The organism is Providencia sp. NPDC089933 (assembly GCF_049545585.1).
Lineage (GTDB): Bacteria > Pseudomonadota > Gammaproteobacteria > Enterobacterales > Enterobacteriaceae > Providencia > Providencia huashanensis.
Genome location: NZ_JBMWDT010000003.1, coordinates 57,355 through 77,530, shown reverse-complemented (window position 1 = coordinate 77,530; position 20,176 = coordinate 57,355). Strand labels below are relative to the sequence as shown.

At 38.6% G+C, this 20,176-nt stretch carries 21 protein-coding genes; 9 read left to right on the top strand and 12 right to left on the bottom strand.

Going from position 1 to position 20,176, the window contains the following annotated elements; genetic code table 11:
- Positions 1-187 precede the first annotated feature (187 nt).
- The 5 genes from trmB to ACPEH5_RS05855 all read left to right on the top strand — a co-directional run bounded on the left by trmB (position 188) and on the right by ACPEH5_RS05855 (position 4,209).
- Entirely contained in the window at positions 188-907 is a 720-nt protein-coding gene (gene trmB, locus ACPEH5_RS05875) for a tRNA (guanosine(46)-N7)-methyltransferase TrmB (protein WP_042848736.1), read from the top strand.
- Positions 907-1,236, top strand: a complete 330-nt coding sequence (locus tag ACPEH5_RS05870) for a YggL family protein (RefSeq protein WP_042848735.1) — start codon at positions 907-909, stop codon at positions 1,234-1,236. The genes trmB and ACPEH5_RS05870 overlap by 1 nt, the downstream gene beginning before the upstream one ends.
- A gap of 109 nt (positions 1,237-1,345) precedes the next feature.
- Positions 1,346-2,272: a glutaminase B gene (glsB, locus tag ACPEH5_RS05865; RefSeq protein ID WP_042848734.1), complete on the top strand. Its 927-nt coding sequence runs from the start codon at positions 1,346-1,348 to the stop codon at positions 2,270-2,272.
- 53 nt (positions 2,273-2,325) lie between these two features.
- Positions 2,326-3,057 carry a DUF2884 family protein gene (locus tag ACPEH5_RS05860; RefSeq protein WP_042848733.1) on the top strand — a complete coding sequence of 244 codons (732 nt, stop codon included), beginning with the start codon at positions 2,326-2,328 and terminating at the stop codon, positions 3,055-3,057.
- A 201-nt stretch (positions 3,058-3,258) separates the two neighbouring features.
- Positions 3,259-4,209 (top strand): siderophore ABC transporter substrate-binding protein, encoded by a 951-nt coding sequence (locus ACPEH5_RS05855; protein WP_042848732.1) that lies wholly within the window; start codon positions 3,259-3,261, stop codon positions 4,207-4,209.
- A 170-nt stretch (positions 4,210-4,379) separates the two neighbouring features.
- Here the strand turns inward: ACPEH5_RS05855 and hemW are convergent, their stop codons facing one another.
- The 6 genes from hemW to ACPEH5_RS05825 form a co-directional block, all read right to left on the bottom strand.
- The gene (hemW, locus tag ACPEH5_RS05850; RefSeq protein ID WP_042848731.1) at positions 4,380-5,519 is read right to left on the bottom strand and encodes a radical SAM family heme chaperone HemW; all 1,140 of its coding nucleotides are present in this window, start codon (positions 5,517-5,519) and stop codon (positions 4,380-4,382) included.
- Entirely contained in the window at positions 5,512-6,105 is a 594-nt protein-coding gene (gene rdgB, locus ACPEH5_RS05845) for an RdgB/HAM1 family non-canonical purine NTP pyrophosphatase (protein ID WP_042848750.1), read from the bottom strand. The genes hemW and rdgB overlap by 8 nt, the downstream gene beginning before the upstream one ends.
- A gap of 16 nt (positions 6,106-6,121) precedes the next feature.
- Positions 6,122-6,706 (bottom strand): YggT family protein, encoded by a 585-nt coding sequence (locus ACPEH5_RS05840; RefSeq protein ID WP_042848730.1) that lies wholly within the window; start codon positions 6,704-6,706, stop codon positions 6,122-6,124.
- A gap of 19 nt (positions 6,707-6,725) precedes the next feature.
- Positions 6,726-7,547 (bottom strand): pyrroline-5-carboxylate reductase, encoded by an 822-nt coding sequence (gene proC, locus ACPEH5_RS05835; protein ID WP_042848729.1) that lies wholly within the window; start codon positions 7,545-7,547, stop codon positions 6,726-6,728.
- Positions 7,548-7,561: 14 nt separating this feature from the next.
- A complete protein-coding gene (locus ACPEH5_RS05830; protein ID WP_048608256.1) occupies positions 7,562-8,254 on the bottom strand; it encodes a YggS family pyridoxal phosphate-dependent enzyme in 693 nt (230 codons plus the stop codon).
- Positions 8,255-8,558: 304 nt separating this feature from the next.
- Positions 8,559-9,548 (bottom strand): LacI family DNA-binding transcriptional regulator, encoded by a 990-nt coding sequence (locus ACPEH5_RS05825; protein WP_042848727.1) that lies wholly within the window; start codon positions 9,546-9,548, stop codon positions 8,559-8,561.
- 351 nt (positions 9,549-9,899) lie between these two features.
- Between ACPEH5_RS05825 and ACPEH5_RS05820 the strand changes: the two genes are divergently transcribed.
- From ACPEH5_RS05820 to ACPEH5_RS05810, 3 genes are all read left to right on the top strand, one after another.
- On the top strand, positions 9,900-11,144 hold the full coding sequence (locus ACPEH5_RS05820; protein WP_281110682.1) for an MFS transporter: 1,245 nt from the start codon (positions 9,900-9,902) through the stop codon (positions 11,142-11,144).
- A 27-nt stretch (positions 11,145-11,171) separates the two neighbouring features.
- Positions 11,172-12,380, top strand: coding sequence for an adenosylhomocysteinase (locus ACPEH5_RS05815; RefSeq protein ID WP_071547812.1), 1,209 nt, complete (start codon positions 11,172-11,174; stop codon positions 12,378-12,380).
- Between the two features lie 189 nt (positions 12,381-12,569).
- The gene (locus ACPEH5_RS05810) at positions 12,570-14,447 is read left to right on the top strand and encodes a metallophosphoesterase (RefSeq protein WP_166687057.1); all 1,878 of its coding nucleotides are present in this window, start codon (positions 12,570-12,572) and stop codon (positions 14,445-14,447) included.
- Positions 14,448-14,515: 68 nt separating this feature from the next.
- Here ACPEH5_RS05810 and ruvX read toward each other — a convergent pair whose 3' ends face one another.
- The 4 genes from ruvX to rsmE form a co-directional block, all read right to left on the bottom strand.
- Positions 14,516-14,932: a Holliday junction resolvase RuvX gene (gene ruvX, locus ACPEH5_RS05805; protein ID WP_042848722.1), complete on the bottom strand. Its 417-nt coding sequence runs from the start codon at positions 14,930-14,932 to the stop codon at positions 14,516-14,518.
- A complete protein-coding gene (locus tag ACPEH5_RS05800; protein WP_042848721.1) occupies positions 14,932-15,495 on the bottom strand; it encodes a YqgE/AlgH family protein in 564 nt (187 codons plus the stop codon). Before ACPEH5_RS05800 ends, ruvX begins: the two co-directional genes overlap by 1 nt.
- Before the next feature lie 82 nt (positions 15,496-15,577).
- Entirely contained in the window at positions 15,578-16,525 is a 948-nt protein-coding gene (gene gshB / locus ACPEH5_RS05795; protein ID WP_166685463.1) for a glutathione synthase, read from the bottom strand.
- A 9-nt stretch (positions 16,526-16,534) separates the two neighbouring features.
- Positions 16,535-17,266 carry a 16S rRNA (uracil(1498)-N(3))-methyltransferase gene (gene rsmE / locus ACPEH5_RS05790; protein WP_042848719.1) on the bottom strand — a complete coding sequence of 244 codons (732 nt, stop codon included), beginning with the start codon at positions 17,264-17,266 and terminating at the stop codon, positions 16,535-16,537.
- A gap of 274 nt (positions 17,267-17,540) precedes the next feature.
- Here rsmE and ACPEH5_RS05785 point away from each other — a divergent pair, with 274 nt between their 5' ends.
- Positions 17,541-18,359, top strand: coding sequence for a prepilin peptidase (locus tag ACPEH5_RS05785; RefSeq protein ID WP_226619186.1), 819 nt, complete (start codon positions 17,541-17,543; stop codon positions 18,357-18,359).
- Between the two features lie 19 nt (positions 18,360-18,378).
- Here ACPEH5_RS05785 and ACPEH5_RS05780 read toward each other — a convergent pair whose 3' ends face one another.
- Together ACPEH5_RS05780 and ACPEH5_RS05775 are read right to left on the bottom strand one after the other, a co-directional pair.
- Positions 18,379-19,023 carry a DsbA family protein gene (locus ACPEH5_RS05780; protein WP_166687058.1) on the bottom strand — a complete coding sequence of 215 codons (645 nt, stop codon included), beginning with the start codon at positions 19,021-19,023 and terminating at the stop codon, positions 18,379-18,381.
- 163 nt (positions 19,024-19,186) lie between these two features.
- The gene (locus ACPEH5_RS05775; protein ID WP_042848716.1) at positions 19,187-20,059 is read right to left on the bottom strand and encodes an MBL fold metallo-hydrolase; all 873 of its coding nucleotides are present in this window, start codon (positions 20,057-20,059) and stop codon (positions 19,187-19,189) included.
- Between the last annotated feature and the right edge of the window lie 117 nt (positions 20,060-20,176).

The window sequence follows — 20,176 nt, the reverse complement described above, 5'->3', positions numbered from 1 at the left end:
ATTATCAACTGCAACCTTGCAGAAGTTTTGCTAAACTCCGATATCCTTTGTGTCTCAAAGGGGGCTAAAGGCTCCCATTTGGGGTATTTAGGGTAGGAATTGATAGGTTTGATAATGAATCACCTTAATATCACTTGATTGTTGGCACATTAACTTAATTGGGCAACTATTTTTTAGAACCTTTATTATGATCAATAATGTAATCTCCCCCGAATATAATGAAGAAGGGCGGGTTATGCGCCGAGTCCGTAGTTTTGTCCGCCGTCAAGGGCGTCTGACAAAACGTCAGGAAGACGCATTAGAAAAAGAATGGGCAGAGAAAGGCATTGATTTTATCAATCAGCCTTTTGATTTTGCCAAAGTATTCAAGAACTCAAATCCAGTGACATTGGAAATTGGGTTTGGCATGGGCGCTTCATTGGTGGCCATGGCATCACAAAATGCAGATAAAAACTTTTTAGGTATTGAAGTTCATGCGCCGGGGGTTGGGGCATGTTTAGCATCAGCAAAAGAAGAGAATGTCACTAATTTACGCGTGATGTGCCATGATGCTATCGAAGTATTGGATTACATGATCCCTGATGGTAGCTTGGCAATGGTTCAGTTGTTTTTCCCTGACCCATGGCATAAAGCCAAGCACAACAAACGTCGTATTGTTCAAGTCCCTTTTGCGGAAAAAATTCGCAGTAAATTAACAATTGGCGGTGTTTTCCATATGGCGACTGATTGGCAGCCATATGCTGAGCATATGCTTGAAGTCATGACGAGTGTCGAAGGCTATAATAATTTATCATCATCAGGTGATTACGTTCCTCGTCCTGCAACAAGGCCAGAAACAAAGTTTGAAAAGCGAGGCCAGCGGTTAGGGCACGGTGTATGGGATTTAATGTTTGAGAGGATCAAATAATGGCTAAACAACCACGTAGTCGTCGTTTACGTAAAAAAATGCGCTTGGATGAATTCCAAGAGTTAGGCTTCACTGTTAAATGGAGCTTTAAAGAAGGTACGCCGATTGAGGAAGTTGACAGCACCGTTGACCAACTGATTGCAGAAGCGATTGAGCCGAATGGTTTAGCGTTTGAAGCAAGTGGCTACATGAGTTGGGAAGGGATCGTTTGCTTACAAAAAATTGGTAAGTGTACCGAAGAGCACCGTCAAATTGTTGAAAACTGGCTAAAATCAAAAGGCATGAACGACGTCGTTGTTTCTGAGTTGTTTGATGTTTGGTGGGAATGATTTTATTGGGTTTATCTCATTGAATAAACTCAATTTTCACTAGTTTGAAGAGGCATCCAAAATTGGGTGCCTTTATTTTCTGTAGTAAACATTATCTGGAGTCAACGTTTTGAGCGCCATGTTTTCTAACCAGCTACTCAACGATATCCTAGACCAAGTACGCCCACTTATTGGAAAAGGCTGCGTTGCAAACTATATCCCTGCTTTGGGCTGTGTGCCGCCTCATCAATTAGGTATTGCTGTTTCCACTATAGATGGTGATATTTTTACTGCGGGCGAGGCATATCAGCGCTTTTCAATACAGTCCATTTCTAAAGTGTTGAGCCTCACCTTGGCGATGACACGCTATGAAGAAAATGAAATTTGGAGTCGCGTTGGTAAAGAACCTTCTGGGTTACCATTTAACTCCCTTATTCAAATTGAAATGGAAAAAGGCATCCCGCGAAACCCATTTATCAATGCGGGAGCGATAGTGATCGCCGATATGTTGCAATCTCGTTTAAGTGCGCCTAAGCAACGGATGCTAGAGTTTGTTCGAAAATTGTCTTGTGAACCTGATATAAGCTATGACACAGTGGTTGCCCGCTCAGAACTGGAACATGCAAGCCGTAATGCCGCAATTGCTTATTTAATGAAATCCTTTGGTAATTTTGAGAACGATGTTTTAACCGTTCTCGAAACTTATTTTCATTATTGCTCTCTAAGTATGAACTGTGTTGAATTAGCGAAATGTTTTTCCTATTTAACATCACAAGGAATGTCATCTTGTTCCATTGACCCAATCATCACTCCACTACAATCAAGGCAAATCAATGCGTTGATGATGACATGTGGTATGTATGATGGCTCTGGCGAATTTGCATTTCGGATAGGAATGCCCGGCAAGTCTGGTGTTGGCGGTGGTATCGTTTGTGTGGTACCAAACCAATTCACTGTAGCAGTTTGGTCCCCCGAACTCGATGCGGCGGGGAACTCTCTGGCTGGTTGTGCTGCCTTAGAGTTATTATCAAAGCGAATTGGACGTTCTGTTTTTTAACGCCACTGGTTGAAGCCATTAGTCGTTGATATAACGTTTTACTAGGAGATTTTATGTTACGTCGTACATTAATTGCGTTTTCACTCCTTGCCTGCGCGACAAGCCAAGCTGCAGATTATAATTGCTCTGTCACTCCGAAAGATGACATCTTTATGACGCCAGAAAGCGTACAGGTCATTGGCCGTAGCGGTGATTTAAAAATTACCCCAGACGGCGATATCACACTCAATGGTAACAATATTGCCGCGACAGAAACGCAAAAACAGCAAGCTATCCGTTATCAATCGATGATCCGTAGTGATTTACCTTGGATAAAACAAGAATCAGAAAAAAAATTATCTACTTCAAGGGAAACCATTGATAAAGTGGTTGTTAAAGTCATTGGGGGGGATAGCAATATTCGTAACCGGTTGACTAAACTAGAAAAAGAACTGAATGGGCAAATTGATCAAATCATTGAGACTCGCCCTAACGGTTATGTATTCCATCATGAAGCGATGAAAACAGTAGAAACAAAAGGGCGTCAGCTGGTTAATGAAAGCTTAGGTGGTATTTTGCAAGATAGCATCAATGAAATGGGGCGCAAACAATTGTTATCTGGGGGCGATGCAAGCAAGGCCTTGCAAGGGATGTTGGGTAATCTAGGTGGGTTGCAGCAAGAGCTTGAGTCCGAATGGAAAACACAAGAAAAAAGCTTCCAACAGTTTGGGCAGCAAGTCTGTGCTAAAGTGACTTCAATGGAACAACAACGCGTTTCACTACTTAACTCGCTCAAAGCTAACTAAATAGTTAATCCCGTATAAAAACAGTAAGATATAAAATCATCTTACTGTTTTATTATTTCATTCTCTGTAACTTCTCATTATAAATGTGATATTCGCATCATTAATGGTAATGAAAATGAAATTGATTCTTATTTAGTTGACATCTAAGTCACTCTCTTTACAATGCGGGTTTGGCTTAATGACTAAATTGGGATCGTTTAAATGAAAAAGTTCATTCCTGCAGTACTTGTTTCTGTATTGTCATTCTCTGCTCCTTTGGCTTTTAGCGCGGAACCGGCTGCTTTCACACCCAATGTGGTGACAGCGCAAGGTGCTGAAAAAGTCACGATTAAACATCTTTCAGGTGAAACTGAGGTGGCCAAAAAACCACAAAAGGTGGTTTTATTTGATTTCGGTGTTTATGACTCAATGCAAAAACTAGGCCTAGGTGATAAAGTCGTTGCGTTACCAACAGCAAATGCACCTGCTTATGTTAAAGGCAATATTCCAGCGTCAATGGAAAATGCAGGTGGGATGAAACAGCCCGATTTAGCAAAAATTGCACTGTTAAAACCTGATCTTATTGTGATCACGGGCCGCCAAGGCAAATCTTATGAGGCGCTATCAAATATTGCACCAACGATCAACCTAGGCTCCGATAGTAAACATTATATGGAATCAGTAAAGGCAAATCTTGGGGTAATTGGTGAATTGTATGGCAATCAAAAATCAGTTGATGAACAACTGGTCGAATTAGATAAAACCATTGCAGATGCTCAGAAAAAAGCCGCTGATTCAAATAAAAAAGTATTAGTGTTAATGCATAATGATGGCAAGCTGATCCCAAATAACCAAGCTGTTGTCTATAACGTAGTGAAAGCACAGCGTGCTGAATTACCTATTGATGAAAATGCCGATAAGTCTAAACGCCGTGTGGTCGATAGCAAAGCCATCGCACAAGCCAATCCTGATGTGATCCTGATTATTGACCGTAGTGAAGCGATTGGCGCAGGCAAATTAGATAAAACCGTTTTTGAAGATACAAACATTCAAGAAACGAAAGCTTATAAAGATGGCAAGATTACCTATTTACAATCTGACTTGTGGTACTTGTCAGGTGGTGGCTTAGTCAGCTTAACTGAACAAGTGAATGCTGTCGTTAATGCCCTGTAATTAATATCTGCCGTTGTCTTATTGGCTACGGTAATATTTACTATCCTCATTGTTATTGTCGTTTATTTCTTTTTTATCTCTAAATAAAAAGCCCGCATCAGGTGTTGATGCGGGCTTTCAATGAACGAGAAAATATACCTTCGCTTAACAAACGATTTTTTGCTTAAAAATCATTCCTCATCTAAAAACAATTCTAACAACGAGTTGAGAAACAGTTTTCCATGTTCTGTAATTTGCCATTCGTTATCCGTCTCAGTGATATAACCCTTTGTTAATGCTTCATCAATAGCTGGTCTAACTGTTGATTCGGGTAACCCAGTATATTGGGTAAATTCATCACGAGGCATTGCTTCAAGTAAGCGGAGACGGTTCATAAAATATTCAAATGGCCTATCTTTGGTGTCAACATCATAGGATTGATGAATGTAACGACCTTCCATATAGCCACGAGGGTGCTTGGTTTTTACTGTACGTAAAATTCTTCCATCTTCAAACGTGATTTTACCGTGTGCTCCACAGCCAATACCAAGGTAATCACCGAATCGCCAATAATTAAGATTGTGCTCGCATTGATAACCCGGTTTGGCATAAGCTGACGTTTCGTATTGCTGATAACCAGCTGCACTCAATAATTTATGACCTTCTGTATAGATATCCCACAGAGTATCGTCGTCAGGTAACGTGGGAGGGCGTGACCCAAATTGAGTGTTAGGTTCAATGGTCAACTGATACCAAGACAAATGCGGTGGGGCAAGCTCAATAGCTTGACGTAAATCAGATAAACCTTCATTGCGAGTTTGAGATGGGAGGCCGTGCATTAAATCGAGGTTAAAGCTTCTCAAATTTAAATTTGTCGCTAATTGAGCGGCACGCTTTGCTTCATCAGCGCCATGAATGCGGCCTAATGTTATTAATTTATCATTACCAAAGCTTTGCACACCAATGGAAATTCGGTTGATCCCCGCAGCTTGATAGCCAGCGAAACGGTCTGCCTCTACCGTTCCGGGGTTAGCTTCCATGGTAACCTCAGCTTGTACATCTAACTGGATACGTTGGCGAATACCATCCATCAAGGCTTGCATGGACTCGGCAGTTAACAGACTCGGGGTTCCCCCACCAATAAAAATAGTTTTGACAGGGCGTTCACCAATTAATTGCGCATCAATATCAAGGTCTGCCAATAGGTGCTCAACATATTCCATTTGGGGAATTTCCCCTTTGAGGGTGTGTGAATTGAAATCACAATATGGGCACTTTTGCACACACCAAGGAATATGAACATATAAACTCAATGGTGGTTGTTTAAGCATTTTTTAATGCTTCCAACATCATTGTTAGGGCTTTACCGCGATGTGAAATGGCTTGTTTTTCTGCTTTAGTTAACTCCGCTGAAGTACAACCCAATTCAGGAATATAGAAAATAGGGTCATAACCAAAACCCCCTTGGCCTTTACGTTCACGAGTAATAATGCCTTGCCAACGACCGTGGAATACTAAGGGGGTCGGGTCTTCTGCATGGCGTAAATACACTAAAACACAGTTAAATTGTGCCTGACGTTGGCCATCAGGCACATGTTCCATTGCATTAAGTAATTTTATAAGGTTTTGCTCATCATTCGCCTCTTCCCCCGCATAACGTGCGGAGTAGATACCCGGAGCTCCTCCCAGTGCATCAACAGAGATCCCTGAATCATCGGCAATTGCGGGTAAGCCCGTTTGCGCCGCAGCATGTCGGGCTTTCAGGATAGCATTTTCAATGAAGGTTAAACCTGTTTCTTCAGCAGATTCAACACCTAATGAAGTTTGCGCGACAATATCCATACCAAAATCACGGAGTAAGTCGGCTAACTCATTCACTTTTCCCGGATTGCCGGTGGCTAAAACAACTTTTTGCATCATTTAGAACTCATTTTTACATAATACCAATGGAATACATCATTGCTGTGAGTGATGGGTCAATCCATAAGGAAATATCTACACGCAAATAGTTAAGCGCAATCAAGATAAACATCACAATCATGGCTGAGAAGTCTAACCCGCCCATTGCTGGAATAATACGACGGATTGGTGCCATTAATGGTTCTGTTAATTGGTACAATAAATAGTCAACAGGGTTACGGCCTTGGCTGACCCAGCTTAAAATAGCGCGGATTAAAATCATCCAGAAAATCAATTTACCTGCGTAGGTTAATAATAAAATAACCCCCATAGGTAGGATCGTAACACCTAAAATTGGCAGTAAATTAGTTGCCCACATACCGAAAATAATTGCAGCTAATGCCAGCACAAAAGCGACAACAACTGAAGCGGTATCGACTGAGCCAATAGCGGGGATCACTCGACGTAATGGCCCAACAATGGGTTGAGTTGCCTTAACGACAAATTTTGAAAATGGGTTATAAAAATCGGCACGTACACATTGCATCCAAACACGCAGTAGTAAAACAAAAATGTACAGCTGGATCAGAGTAGTGACAACAAAAACGATAGTCTTCATGGCAAATTCCGCGATTAAATTAAAAAAGTTTTTCCATCTCTTCGGCTCTGTCAATTGCACTTTGCATTGCATTGGCAACAGTTTGCGGAAGATTTCCATTATAAAATTGTTCTAAAGCCATCGCGGTAGTACCGCCTTTAGAGGTGACCTGTTCACGTAATGTTGAAAAGGCTGTATCACTTTGTGATTTAGCTAGTTCCACAGAGCCTTCTATGGCATTGAGGACTAATTCACGGGCTTGCACACTATCATAACCGAGTTGTTGCGCTTTTTGCTGCATTGCTTCCATAAATAAGAAGAAATAAGCAGGGGAACTGCCTGTAATCGCAATAATATTATTGATCTCTTGCTCTTTTTGGCACCAAATTGTTGTCCCAACGCTTTGCATGAGTTCTTGTGCGAATTTTTTGTCTTGCTCTGATACTTGCCCTTGAGCAAACAACCCACTAACGCCTTTACCCACTAATGATGGCGTATTTGGCATAATGCGCACTAAATTAAGCGGGTGTGCGAGGTATTCGTTATAGCGTTCAGCAGGGATGCCCGCAGCAATGGTGAGGACTAATTTTTGGTCAAAATTGGTAACTTGTTGCAGTGGCTCACAGACCTCTTTCATCATTTGTGGTTTGACTGCGAGCATAATCACATCGGCGGCTTGCACTGCGGCTAGGTTGTCATGGCGACTGATTATACCGTACTGTTCGGCGAGTTTGTCACGGCGTACAGGGGTTGGAGAACAAACCGTGATCATGGATGCAGGGTAACCGTGGTTAACCAAACCTGTAATAATGGCTTGAGCCATATTTCCGGCACCGATGAAGGCAATTTTACGATGTTGCATTCTGTTCTCCTTATTTATTGGTGATACTGGCGAGCGCCAAAAATAGCGGTTCCTATACGTACCAAAGTAGAGCCGCAATGAATTGCTGCGCGCATGTCATCAGTCATACCCATAGAAAGTGTATCGACGGTAGCGTAATTTGTTTGTAATTGCTTAAATGCAGCATCCATCTTGCGAAATGTGGCACACTGGCGTTCGTAATCTGTTTCGGGGGCAGGGATTGTCATCAAACCACGTAATACCAGATTAGGCATAGTGGCGACTTGGGCGGCTAGTTCGTTTAATTCCGCTAAGGTGATCCCCGATTTACTATTCTCATCACTAATATTGATTTGGATGAGAACATTTAAAGGGGCTTTATCGCTAGGACGTTGGTCGTTCAATCGTTGAGCGATTTTTGCCCTGTCAAGGGTGTGAAACCAATCAAAGTGTTCGGCAACTAGGCGGCTTTTATTGGATTGTAATGGGCCGATAAAATGCCAAACAAGGTCATTCCTATTTGAAAAATATTGAATTTTTTCAACACCTTCTTGAACATAATTTTCACCAAATTGGAAAAGACCAGCCTCAATGGCTTCTGAAATAGCTTCACAAGGTTTGGTTTTACTTACAGCAAGCAGCGTAATGTCTTGTGGTGAGCGTTGGCACTCTGCGGCGGCAAGATCAATACGTGCTGTGACATCAGAGATATTATTTTGAATGGTCATTGTTTTATTCAATATAGTTTAATTCAATATTGGTGTATTCACATACAGGTCTATTTACCAAGTAGATGAATTGCGGTTATTGACCATAGTGTAAAGCAAATCGCGTCAGAACGGCACCTTTGCATAGGGGGAATTCAAAAAAATACTGGTTAAGCTTGATAAAAAAGCATTTTCTAACAGTGTCCTTAAATCTGCTTTCCCAGATAATAGCAAAAGGCCGATTGATTCATAACAGACGGTGATGCTGACAAAATAGGCACACTAGTGACAGCAGTAAAAGATAACGGCAACCCGAACTCGATAATCAAAACTGTGTTGAACCCCTTGTAATGATTTCCAATTTAATAACTTCTTGTTTTATTGGTTCTTTCCGGTCAGAAATTTTATCTAAAAGCATTTTTATCGCTAATTCGCCTATATACTGAGTGGGTATTTTAACCGTAGACAGTTCGGGGTTTAAATAATTGCAAAGGTCAGTATCATTGAATCCGATCACGGCAACATCTTTAGGAATCGTGATGTTAAGCTGCTTTGCTGCTCGATAAAGCGCACCAGCTAATAAGTCATCATCGCAAAATACAATATTGGGTTTTTGCTGAAGTAAAGATGCTGCATTTTGGGTTGCTTCAGCAAGGTTAAAGGATGAGTAAATGACACATTTAGATTTTTCTACATAGTTTAATGACTCGAATTCATTGTTAAATAATTTATGGCGATTTAGAAAATGTTGCCTTGGGATATCAGATCTAAAAAAACCAACCTTAAACCGTTTCATTTTATGCGTAATAGAGAACGCAGATTTGATCGTTTTATCAATATCTAAAAGAATGTCATTATTTTTTTCATCATCAGACTCTATGAATATCAGCTTATCTCGGTAATTTTCTAATAATTCGATATGTTTTTTTTCACATGAATAAATAATGCAGCCACTAATTAGTTTACTTTGAAATAATGAAAATAAATGTTCAGACCATTGTTTGTTGGCATAACTATCTAAAAGAATTAAAGAATACCCGGATTTGGTTGCTGAAAGCTCTGCAGCATGAACGACTTTTCCGAAATAGGGTTGTTGAATATCGGGGACAATAAATGCAACGGTACGTGAATTTCCACTACGTAAAATTTGCGCATTGATATTAGGCTGATAGCCTAGCTCTTTTGCCACACAGAGGATTTTTTCACGGGTTTTTTCAGATACTCGGCCTTGGTAACGACCACTAAATACAAGAGATACAGCCGACTGTGAGACGTTAGCTAAACGGGCGACATCTTTACTGTTAACAGTAGACATTTTTTCTCCATATCAAGAGTGAAAACATAAAAAATACTTTATAAACAGATGGACGCGTTATTCTAAACGAATTAAAAATGATCTAATACGCTCATACTAAATGATAAATTTTGTTTGGGCTTATTAATTTGCAAGCTTTATGTTTTTATGTGATCCATGTCGAGTCATACGTATTACTTGCTGTGAAGTATATCACTTTATTCTTGTTTAATACCCAGTACATTAATTAAAACCAAGAAATGCCTTAGAGGAAAATGCTCAGTAGTAGAATCAATGTTTTTATTAGCCATACCGAATGTACATTGTATATAAACGTGTTTACGTAATATTGAGTGAGGTAAATAAATTATTATGAGCACAATTACTCGATTAAAAATAGTCTCGTTTATGCAGTTTTTTATATGGGGCTCTTGGCTAGTTACATTTGCTTCATATATGTTTAATACACTCCACTTTACAGGTGGAGATGTTGGGTTAGTCTTTAGTTCTTTAGGCATTGCATCACTATGCTCACCTATTTTAATGGGGCTAATTGCAGATAAAATTAATAATAGAAAATTCGTCTATGTTACCATTCATTTAATATCGGCGTTTTTTTTGATTGCAATGGCACATAGTACTTCGGTTAGTTTGCTTTTCGCCATGACATTAGTTCATCTGATTTTTTATATGCCAACAATGTCAATCTGTAATAGTATAATTTTTGAAATACTGGATAGGGAAAAATTAAAATCAGAAAATTATTTCCCAAAAATCAGGGTGTATGGAACTGTTGGTTTTATAGCTGCAATGTGGATTATTAGCTTATTAAAGTTAGAAATGAGTTATTATCAATTGTATATAGCAGCAATAGCTTCCGTGGCTTTAAGCCTTTATTCTGTTATTTTTATATCGGTAAATAAAGATAACCATAATTTGGAATGTGATCCTCATTCATTTAAATTTAGTGATTTGGCTGTCTTATTTAGGAAATCTCAAGTCGTTGTTTTCTTGTTTTTTTCTATGCTGCTAGGGGCTGTTTTACAAATCACGAATACTCTCGGTGTACCCTTTTTGCAGGATCTGGCTGCCGCACCAGAGGCTCAAAACTCTATTTTTTCAACCTACCCGACAATTTTTTTATCAATATCGCAATTCTCAGAAGTGATTTTTATATTGTTACTTCCTTTTTTATTAAAGTATATCAAGATAGAAAAAGTTTTATTGTTGAGCATGATAGCTTGGATTTTACGCTTCGGGTTATTTGCATATGGTGATTTTACCTATATAGGAACAATAGCATTATTCCTTTCAATGTTAGTATATGGTTGCGCCTTTGATTTCTTTAATATTTCGGGTTCTTTATTCTTGGAAAAAGAAATAGCACCTGAATTTCGTTCTACAGCACAAGGCGTATTTACTACTTTAGTTAATGGATTTGGTACTTTCTTAGGTGCCATATTGAGTGGCTGGGTATTAGATCTTAATACGATAAATGGGGTTGTAGATTGGAAAATGTTTTGGATTGTATTCACTAGCTATACGATTACATTCACATTTATTTATGTACTGTACATGTTTTTTTCAAATAGAAAAAAACAGCATGCTTATTCATAAAAATGTAAAAATATTGAGGTATATATTATGTTAGATACTCATCAATACTCTATTGCTGATATTAATTTAGCAGATAAAGGAATAAAACGTATTAATTGGGCCAAAGCACATATGCCTATTATGCAAAGTTTAATTGAAAGACTTGAAAAAGAACAACCATTTAAAGGTCTGACAATTGGTATTTGTTTACATGTTGAAGCAAAAACAGGGGTATGGCTTGAAGCCTTGACAAAAGGTGGCGCAAAAATTGCTATTACAGGTTCTCCTGGTTCTACACAAGATGAAACAGCGGCAGCATTAGTAAAATATATGAATGTGAGTGTTTTTTCGAGGAGAGATGAATCTTTTGAAGACCATATAGCCTATTGCAAAAATGTCTTGGAAATGAAGCCGGATATCATCGCCGATAATGGTGCAGATTTACATGAGCTGGTTCTTACCGATCCTAAATTTAAGGCATTACAAAAAGTAATTATTGGTGCGACGGAAGAAACAACCACAGGAGCAAATAGGTTAAGGGAAGATTTCACATCTCAGCTTTGGCCAACATTAATTATTAATGATACTCAGTCTAAAAGAATTATAGAGAATCGATATGGTGTTGGCTCATCTGTTGTGGAAAGTATTGCTCATGCAACTAATGTAATGATACACGGTAAAAAAGTAGTGGTGATTGGATATGGTTATTGTGGCTCTGGTGTGGCACAGCGTTTTAGGGGAATGGGGGCACATGTTACGGTAGTAGATACAAATCCGCTTACTCGATTAGAAGCTCATTTAGAAGGTTTTCAAACTGCTGAATTAATCAGTACGTTACAGGATGCCGACTTTGTTGTGAGTGTCGTTGGGCGAGATAATATACTTACTACAGAACATTTTTCTGCAATGAAAAATAATGTGCTTGTGGCTAATGCGGGGCATTTCCAACGTGAAATTGATGTGAATGCATTGAAGAATTTAAGTAATAATAGTGAAGAGGTCATACCTAAAATTAATAAATACCAATTGAAAACGGGTAAAAATATATTCCTAATGTCGGATGCAAACCTTGTTAATTTGTCTGCAGGAAATGGTAATCCTATTGAAGTTATGGATTTAGGCCTCGCTTTACAAACATTAAGTTTAGAAAAAATTGCTTTAGATAGCAAAGCATTAAAAAATATTCCGCAACCTGTTCCTTTTGATATAGAAATGAAAGTAGCACAACTTGCGTGTGATAACTGGATAACGCATTAAGCTACTTGTACATACTTCAAGTTACATTGTGTTGATTATACTGAGTTTGCTGAGTCGTTTAGCTTATCTAAGCTCCAGGTCTAACTTTGCTTATTGCCTACATGTATATTGAATTATTAAGAGTATATTGTCTTATAAGAAGCTGGTGTGATTAGCGCTTTTTGTAGGAATTAACTTTGAGTGACTAATATGAAGAATAAATTTTCTGTTGCATTACTTTTAAGTATTATCATCCCATTGTCTTATGCTGATAACCTAGTGGAAATTAATATCCTTGGTACGTCTGATATTCACTCTTTCATAAGTGATGAGGATTATTTTAATAATCTAAAAAGTGAAAAATATGGTTTGAAATCGCTAGTTGGTGCGATTGAAAATTTTAGGCATGATAATAAAAACACCTATTTAGTTGATGTTGGTGATTTATTATCTGGCAACCCATTAGGGAATCATATTATTAAACGCTATAACCAAAATGAAAGCTATTATCGTATATCTCCTGTTATCTGTAGTTTAAATGCACTTAATTATGATGTAGCAACCCCTGGTAATCATGATTTTGATAATGGTGCTGAGTTTTTGAAATGGTCTTATTCTGGAGCGAACTTTCCAGTAGTTTTAAGTAATGTTATTGATAATACGTCACAAAAAAGCCTTTATCCTGAGTATATTATTCAGGAAAAAGAGGTTTTAGATGACGCGGGTAATAAGCATTTACTGAAAATCGCATATTTAGGGTTAGTTCCTATGCAAACAATGCTTTTTAATAAAAGCAAACTTGAAAGTGAGATTACATTTACTGATATGCTAGATGCTGCAAATAGTACTGCTATTCAGGCGAAAAAAGATGGGGCTGACTTGGTTATTGCCTTATCTCATTCAGGTATTGATGTATCACAAGTTGAACATGGTATGGAAAATGTCGCATTTTATCTTGCAAAAAATCCGAATATAGACGGTATTTTATTTGGTCATACTCATGAAGTTTTTCCTTCTGAAAAAATAACAGCTAATGAAAATATTAATGTTAAGGATGGGAAAATGTTTGGCAAGCCAGCGGCTCAACCGGGTAAGTGGGGGGAGTCACTATCCGCTATTAAATTTGTTCTAGAAAAGAATAATGATAAGTGGGATATAAAAAGTAGTAAAGGATATCAAGTCGATAGAAAAAATTCTGTTGCTAAAGAGAGTACTATTGAGAAAATATCGTTGTGCATAAATGATACAGAACAAGACTTAAAAAGTGACTTAGACAAAGAAGTAAGCCAAGACAAATTTAAAATCAATAATAATTTTAATCTGATTGGAAATGAAAGCCTAACAACTGTACTTGCGGACTCCCTTCGTTATTATATGCGAAATTTTACGAGTGAAAGCGATAAGGTGTTAATTTCTATTTCACCATCTTATTCATTAAATGATGCAAGTTTTTTTGTTGACATACAAGACAGGAAAATAACCAATAGGGATTTAAACAAGATTTTTTATCCCGCTTCTTTATCTGCATTAAAGGTAAACAAGCAACAATTAATCGAATGGTTGGAAATGAGCTCAAATATTTATAATATGCCAATAGATGAGTCTACACCATTAATTAATACTAATGCTCATAGCTTTTTATTTTACCCAATTATGGGGCTAACCTATGATGTAAATATTAGCAAATTACCGTTATATGATTTATACGGTAAGAAAAATGAAGGGGCTACGGTAGGGAGAATTTCGAATATTCGCTATAACAATAAAGAAGTGGTCGATACAGACTCATTTATTATTGTTGCGAGTAAGTACGCACCGTACTTTCAAAAGCACAAAGATGCTCCTTACTTAGATATTGGTAATGAAAGAAATATTGATATATTTACGGGTTATATTTCGGCGCACCATGAATACCCACAGCCGAAAAATAATTACCGTATAGTGTCGGATATACCATTAGAAATGAATTTGATATTACCCCATAATACAGATAAATCAGCAACATTTTTATGGGGAACTGAGTATCCTTTGCAAGTAAAAAGCCAAGATACAAAATCAGTAACTTACCAAATAAAAATAGCCCAGTGATATTAAAGACTATCTTAGGGGGCAGTTAGTCCTCTACTTTTAGTGGGCTCTCAGTAAGGGAGCCCCACTTAGTTTTGCTCAAACCAGCTTTCAAGGATAACAACAGCAGACGCCGAGTCTACTTTTCCTTTGCTTAATGCACGGTAACCACCTTGCTCAAAAAGACCAGCTTTTGCTTCTACAGTGGATAGCCGTTCATCATGCAATTCGACTTTGACACCAAAGCGACCATGAATGCGGTTGGCAAAATTACGAGCTTGGCTTGTGACGAGTTGCTCGGTTCCATCCATATTAAGTGGCAGGCCGACAATGACCAATTGAGGAAGCCACTCTTTAAGTAATTTTTCGATTTGTTGCCAATCAGGGCGACCATCGTTGGCTTTTAAAGAAGCCAATGGTCGAGCAGTGCCCGTAATTTCTTGCCCAATAGCAACACCGATACTTTTAGTTCCAAAATCAAAGGCGAGCAAAGTTCTTCCAGACATTAAGCGTGCCCCGCTTGCATTGAAATAGTATGAATATTAACACCGATTAATTTTGCAGCAGCAGCCCAGCGTTCATTAATAGGGGTATCAAAAATGAGCTTAGGGGAAGCTTCCACCGTTAACCAGCTATTTTCCATAATTTCTCGTTCAAGTTGACCCGGTTCCCAGCTTGAATAGCCGAGTGCTACGAGGGAGTTCTCGGGGGAATCCTCACCACCAAGCGTTTCTAAAATATCTTTGGAGGTGGTGACCATGACATCTTCATTTAAGTGTAGGCTAGATAAGAAACCAGTTATTGGTGTGTGTAAGATAAACCCATGTTCTTCTGCCACAGGGCCACCAGCAATTACAGGTCTTTCTAAGTTACGGTTATTAACTTTATCAGATATCGTAATTTCAAGTTTTTTGAGCATTGTATCGACGGAAAAATCATCAATAGGCTTATTAATTACTATCCCCATCGCCCCTTTTTCATTGTGCTCACACACATAAACAACAGACTGTTCAAAATAAGGGTCTGTTAGGGATGGCATGGCGATAAGAAAATGGTTTTGCAGATTCAAACTAAGGCTCCATTGAATTTAATAACAACTTTAAAACAACCAGTTAAAAAGACCTAAACAGGCCTTTTTAACCATTTATGGCTTATTTTTTTAGGCGACGTTCAATCGCATCCATCAACATACCCGTGATAGAAATATCGAATGCTGCTTCGATTTCACGCGCACAGGTTGGGCTAGTAACGTTAATCTCAGTCAGACGGTCACCAATAATATCAAGACCAACAAAAATTAAGCCTTTTTCTTTCAGCGTTGGCGCGACAGCCCGTGCGATGGCCCAATCACTTTCACTAAGAGGACGAGCTTCACCTCGGCCACCAGCGGCAAGGTTACCACGAGTCTCACCTTGTGCAGGGATACGTGCCAAGCAATATGGAACAGGTTCGCCATCGACAACTAATACACGTTTATCACCGTCTTTAATTGATGGTAAAAAGTTCTGAGCCATACAGTAACGGGAACTATGTTCGGTTAGCGTTTCAATAATGACACCAACATTTGGGTCATCTTGTTTTAGACGGAAAATGGAAGCGCCACCCATGCCATCTAAAGGTTTGAAAATAACATCCCCATGTTGCTGGTGGAATTCTCTCAGTTTTTGTGGGCTACGAGTGACTAACGTATCTGGTGTCAGCTCAGGGAACCAAGCGGTAAATAATTTTTCATTACAGTCACGCAGACTTTGCGGTTTATTGACAATTAAAGAGCCCGCTTGTTCTGCTCTCTCTAAAATATAGGTAGCGTAAATAAATTCGGTATCAAAAGGCGGATCTTTACGCATTAAAATAGCATCAAGTGAACCAAGTGCGATGTCTTGCTCACCATGAAACTCATACCATTTGTCAGGGTTTTCTTCGACAGTGACTATTTTAGTTTGTGCTCTAGCCTCACCTTGGTGTAAATACAGGTCATTCATTTCCATATAATGGATTTCGTAACCACGACGCTGAGCTTCCAACATCATCGCAAAACTGGTGTCTTTCTTGATTTTGATGGATGAAATTGGGTCCATCACTATACCGAGCTTGATCATTTTTTCTCCTTAACCCAGATCACCTAAGCGCACTTGCAGTGCAGTGATAGCGGTTAGCGCAGTCGTTTCTGTTCGTAATACTCTAGGCCCTAACAGTATATCGGTAAATTGATAATTTGCTGTCATTGCGATTTCATCGGCTGATAACCCCCCTTCAGGGCCAATTAACAACCTGACTTTTTTCAATTCAGTTGGCAGTGTATTGATGCTTTCTGTTGCCCTAGGATGAAGATTAACTTTAAATGCGCCATCATCTTCTGCACACCAATCTTCAAGTGTTTGTACGGGGCGGACTTCTGGGATACGGTTGCGCCCACATTGTTCACAGGCCGCAATAGCAATTTTTTGCCATTGTTGTAATTTCTTCGCTAACCTCTCACCTTCTAAGCGAACGCCGCAACGCTCTGATAACAGTGGTGTAATGATATTTACCCCTAACTCTACGGATTTTTGGATGGTAAATTCCATCTTTTCTCCACGGGACATCACTTGCCCTAAATGCAAATCGAGAGGGGACTCTCTATCATCAATACGGCTATCTACAATGCGAACATATACATTCTTTTTAGTCGCTTCAGTAATTTCAGCATCAAACGTTTGATTGCTACCATCAAAAAGTTCGAGTTTTTGCCCCGCAGTCATGCGTAGTACTCGCCCTACATGGTTTGTGGCGTCATCACCAAGAGAAATTGTCATATTCGTTTTAAGAGGCTCTGGGTGATAAATGCGTGGGATGCGCATAGCTTTTCCTTAGTACAGACTAGGTTAATAAATAAGATAGCTTTGATGAATATGGGGATTGAATCTCTAAACACAAGCACTAGCGCTTAGTTTATAACGAAAAAAATGCTAATTGTAGTACGTCTGTGCGGTGGCAATTTTATCAATAATTACTCAAAAAAATAAAACCTGAAAATGTCGAATAAACCGACGAAATAACACGGAATTAAAGTGTTGGGATAAGCCAGAATAGCGAGTATATTTATTTTGGCTCCGTAATGGAAGGAAGTATAAAATGAAGGAATTATTTTATTTTTTATTATCATATATTAAATCATTTATTGATAATATGACAAATATGATATCTTCCTGGCAGGGGGATGAAAGGCTTTTTTTTATTGAGTCAATTGGATTTCATCTATGCAAACAAGATGTTATATTTCTTGTTGTGTTGTTTTTATCCGTTTTAATGACTCAAAAGTTACTTATTTATCTCCCTGTTTGGTGTTTTGGGAAAAACAAAATAACAATTAAACTTCATACTTTACTTATTCTATATGGGGTGTTCGGTTGTATTATTATTGGGTCATTTAATAGTTTATGGGTAATGTTGTTTTTAGTGGTTTTTATTAATTTAATAACACCGTTATTTATTATTGATTATAAAATGGGTTATTTACCGGATGTACTAACCTATCCTTTATTGTGGTCTGGTTTGCTATATCAAATTAACTTACCCCAAGGCAATGTCATTTCGGCTATCTATGCAGTTATATTGAGTTATTTTATGATGCTAATTACCGTTACACTCGTGGAAAAAATTAAAAAACAACCACAGATGGGGCGAGGGGACTTAAAATTAATTGCAGCGTGTGCTGCATGGTTAGGGGTATGGTTATTACCTTATTTTATAGGGCTTGCGGCTTGTTTAGGGCTGTTACATTATGCATTCGCTCATTGGGTATTGCCGAAAATAAGCCAAGGGGGTCATTCTCCAAGTTGTGTAAGTGCTAAGCCGTTAGTAAATGAAATAGCCCAAACCATACCATTCGGGCCTACAATTATCATTAGTGCAAGTATCTTGCTGTATTTATCTATACTGCGTATTGGTTAGCGACAACTAAATGTAAGGGTTAAGACGCAGCAGCGACCAACGAGTCTAAAAATTGCTGCCATTTGTCTGGTGACCCAAGGTAATTTTGTAAAGGAACCCGTAACCATTTCCCTTGTTGCTGAATTAACAGCGTAGGGAAACCTGACGCACCAGACTGGGCGAGCAATGCTTTACTATTCTGTATGTGTTTTGCAGTTTCATTTTGTTCACATTGCGTGTAATCACTGGTGTACTGCTCAGCATTCAAGCTAAGCTTTTGGGCTAATTCAGCAAGCACTGCCGTATCATTAATATGACGCCCAGAAATATAATGGGCTTTTTGAATGGTTTTAAGCATCTCAAAGCCTTTACCTTGCTTGGTTGCAGCTAAAATAGCGGTTTGTGGTGGTAGGGAGTCCATGACTAAATTAGGTTCATGGAGCATTTTTATATAGTCATCACCAAAAACTTGCCCTGTCATCGCTGCAATACGTTTATCTGATTGCATAATATATTGGCGAAAATTATCATCAAGATGCAAACGCGCATCACCGGCTAACATGCCACCACCATGCATCTCAACATTGGTACTGGGGTGTTTGGTTGCAATTTCCACTAAAGGGGCTGCTGCATAACACCAGCCGCAGTAAGGGTCATAAATATAGTGTAGGGTTATATTTTTCATTATTGATCCTCTGTAATAATTTGGGGTTAATTTGAGTTAAGTTGTATCATTATTATCAACAGTTATATACAACAATCTCCCTTATACTCGCGGTTGTATTTCTAGGCATATTATTCAGTATGTTAAATATACAAAATGGTTGTTATAAGGGAGTGATACTAATTTATTGAGGCCACTGCATTTCGCCTTTAATAACCTTAGCGCTTAGCTCTAAACTTGATTTATCATCCAGTTGTGGGTATTTAGCTGCAACCTGCTGTACTAATTCATTCGAGTTTTTACTCGATTGCGCGGCGGTTTCAAAATCTTGTAAGTATTGCTGAGTAAATGTCACCGTACCAATATCCAATTTAGATGCTCCCGTGAAATGACCAGGGACGACAATCGTCGGGTTCAGTGCTTTGATACTTTCTAACGTTTGCTGCCAATTTTGGCGTGATGCCTTAGTCTGTGTATCAGCCACCCAAACGTGTATATTGTCTGAAACAATCACACCACCGACAACGGCTTTTAGCGATGGAACCCACACATAAGTTCTATCTGGCGAAGCACCGTCAAGGCCTTTTATCTCTAGTTTCTCGCCATCAACAGTAAAGCTATTCCCTTTGATGATTTCGGGGACTATCACATGGGTCGGAGCTTCACCCTTTAACTCATTTCCCCAATAAGCGAGCTTGCCATCTTTAGTCGCTTTAATAGCGGCAACGGTTTCAGATGTTGCAATTACTTTAGCTTCAGGAAAGGCTTTTGTAATTGTCTCTAAGCCGAAATAATAATCAGGGTCTGAGTGGCTAATATAAATAGTGGTTAATTTTTTATTGAGTTTTTTAATTTTATCGACCAGTTGTTGAGCATCATTATTTTGAAACTGAGCATCGATTAATACGACTTCATTAGGGCCACTAATAATTTCAGATGACACAGGGAATACACTGTTGTTACCTGGGTTATAGATATCGAGTGTTAATTTCTCGGCTTGTGCTACTTGAAATGATGTTGCGATGAATACTGTTGCTGCTAAAAAAGTTAATTTCATTTTGAGTCCTAAAATTGAATTGTCTGAGAATGAACTAGGCGTTTTTGCTTGGTATGTATATTAAGTTGCAATGATTAACGGAAAAACACCATAATTAGGTGAAGTTTGTTGCATAAA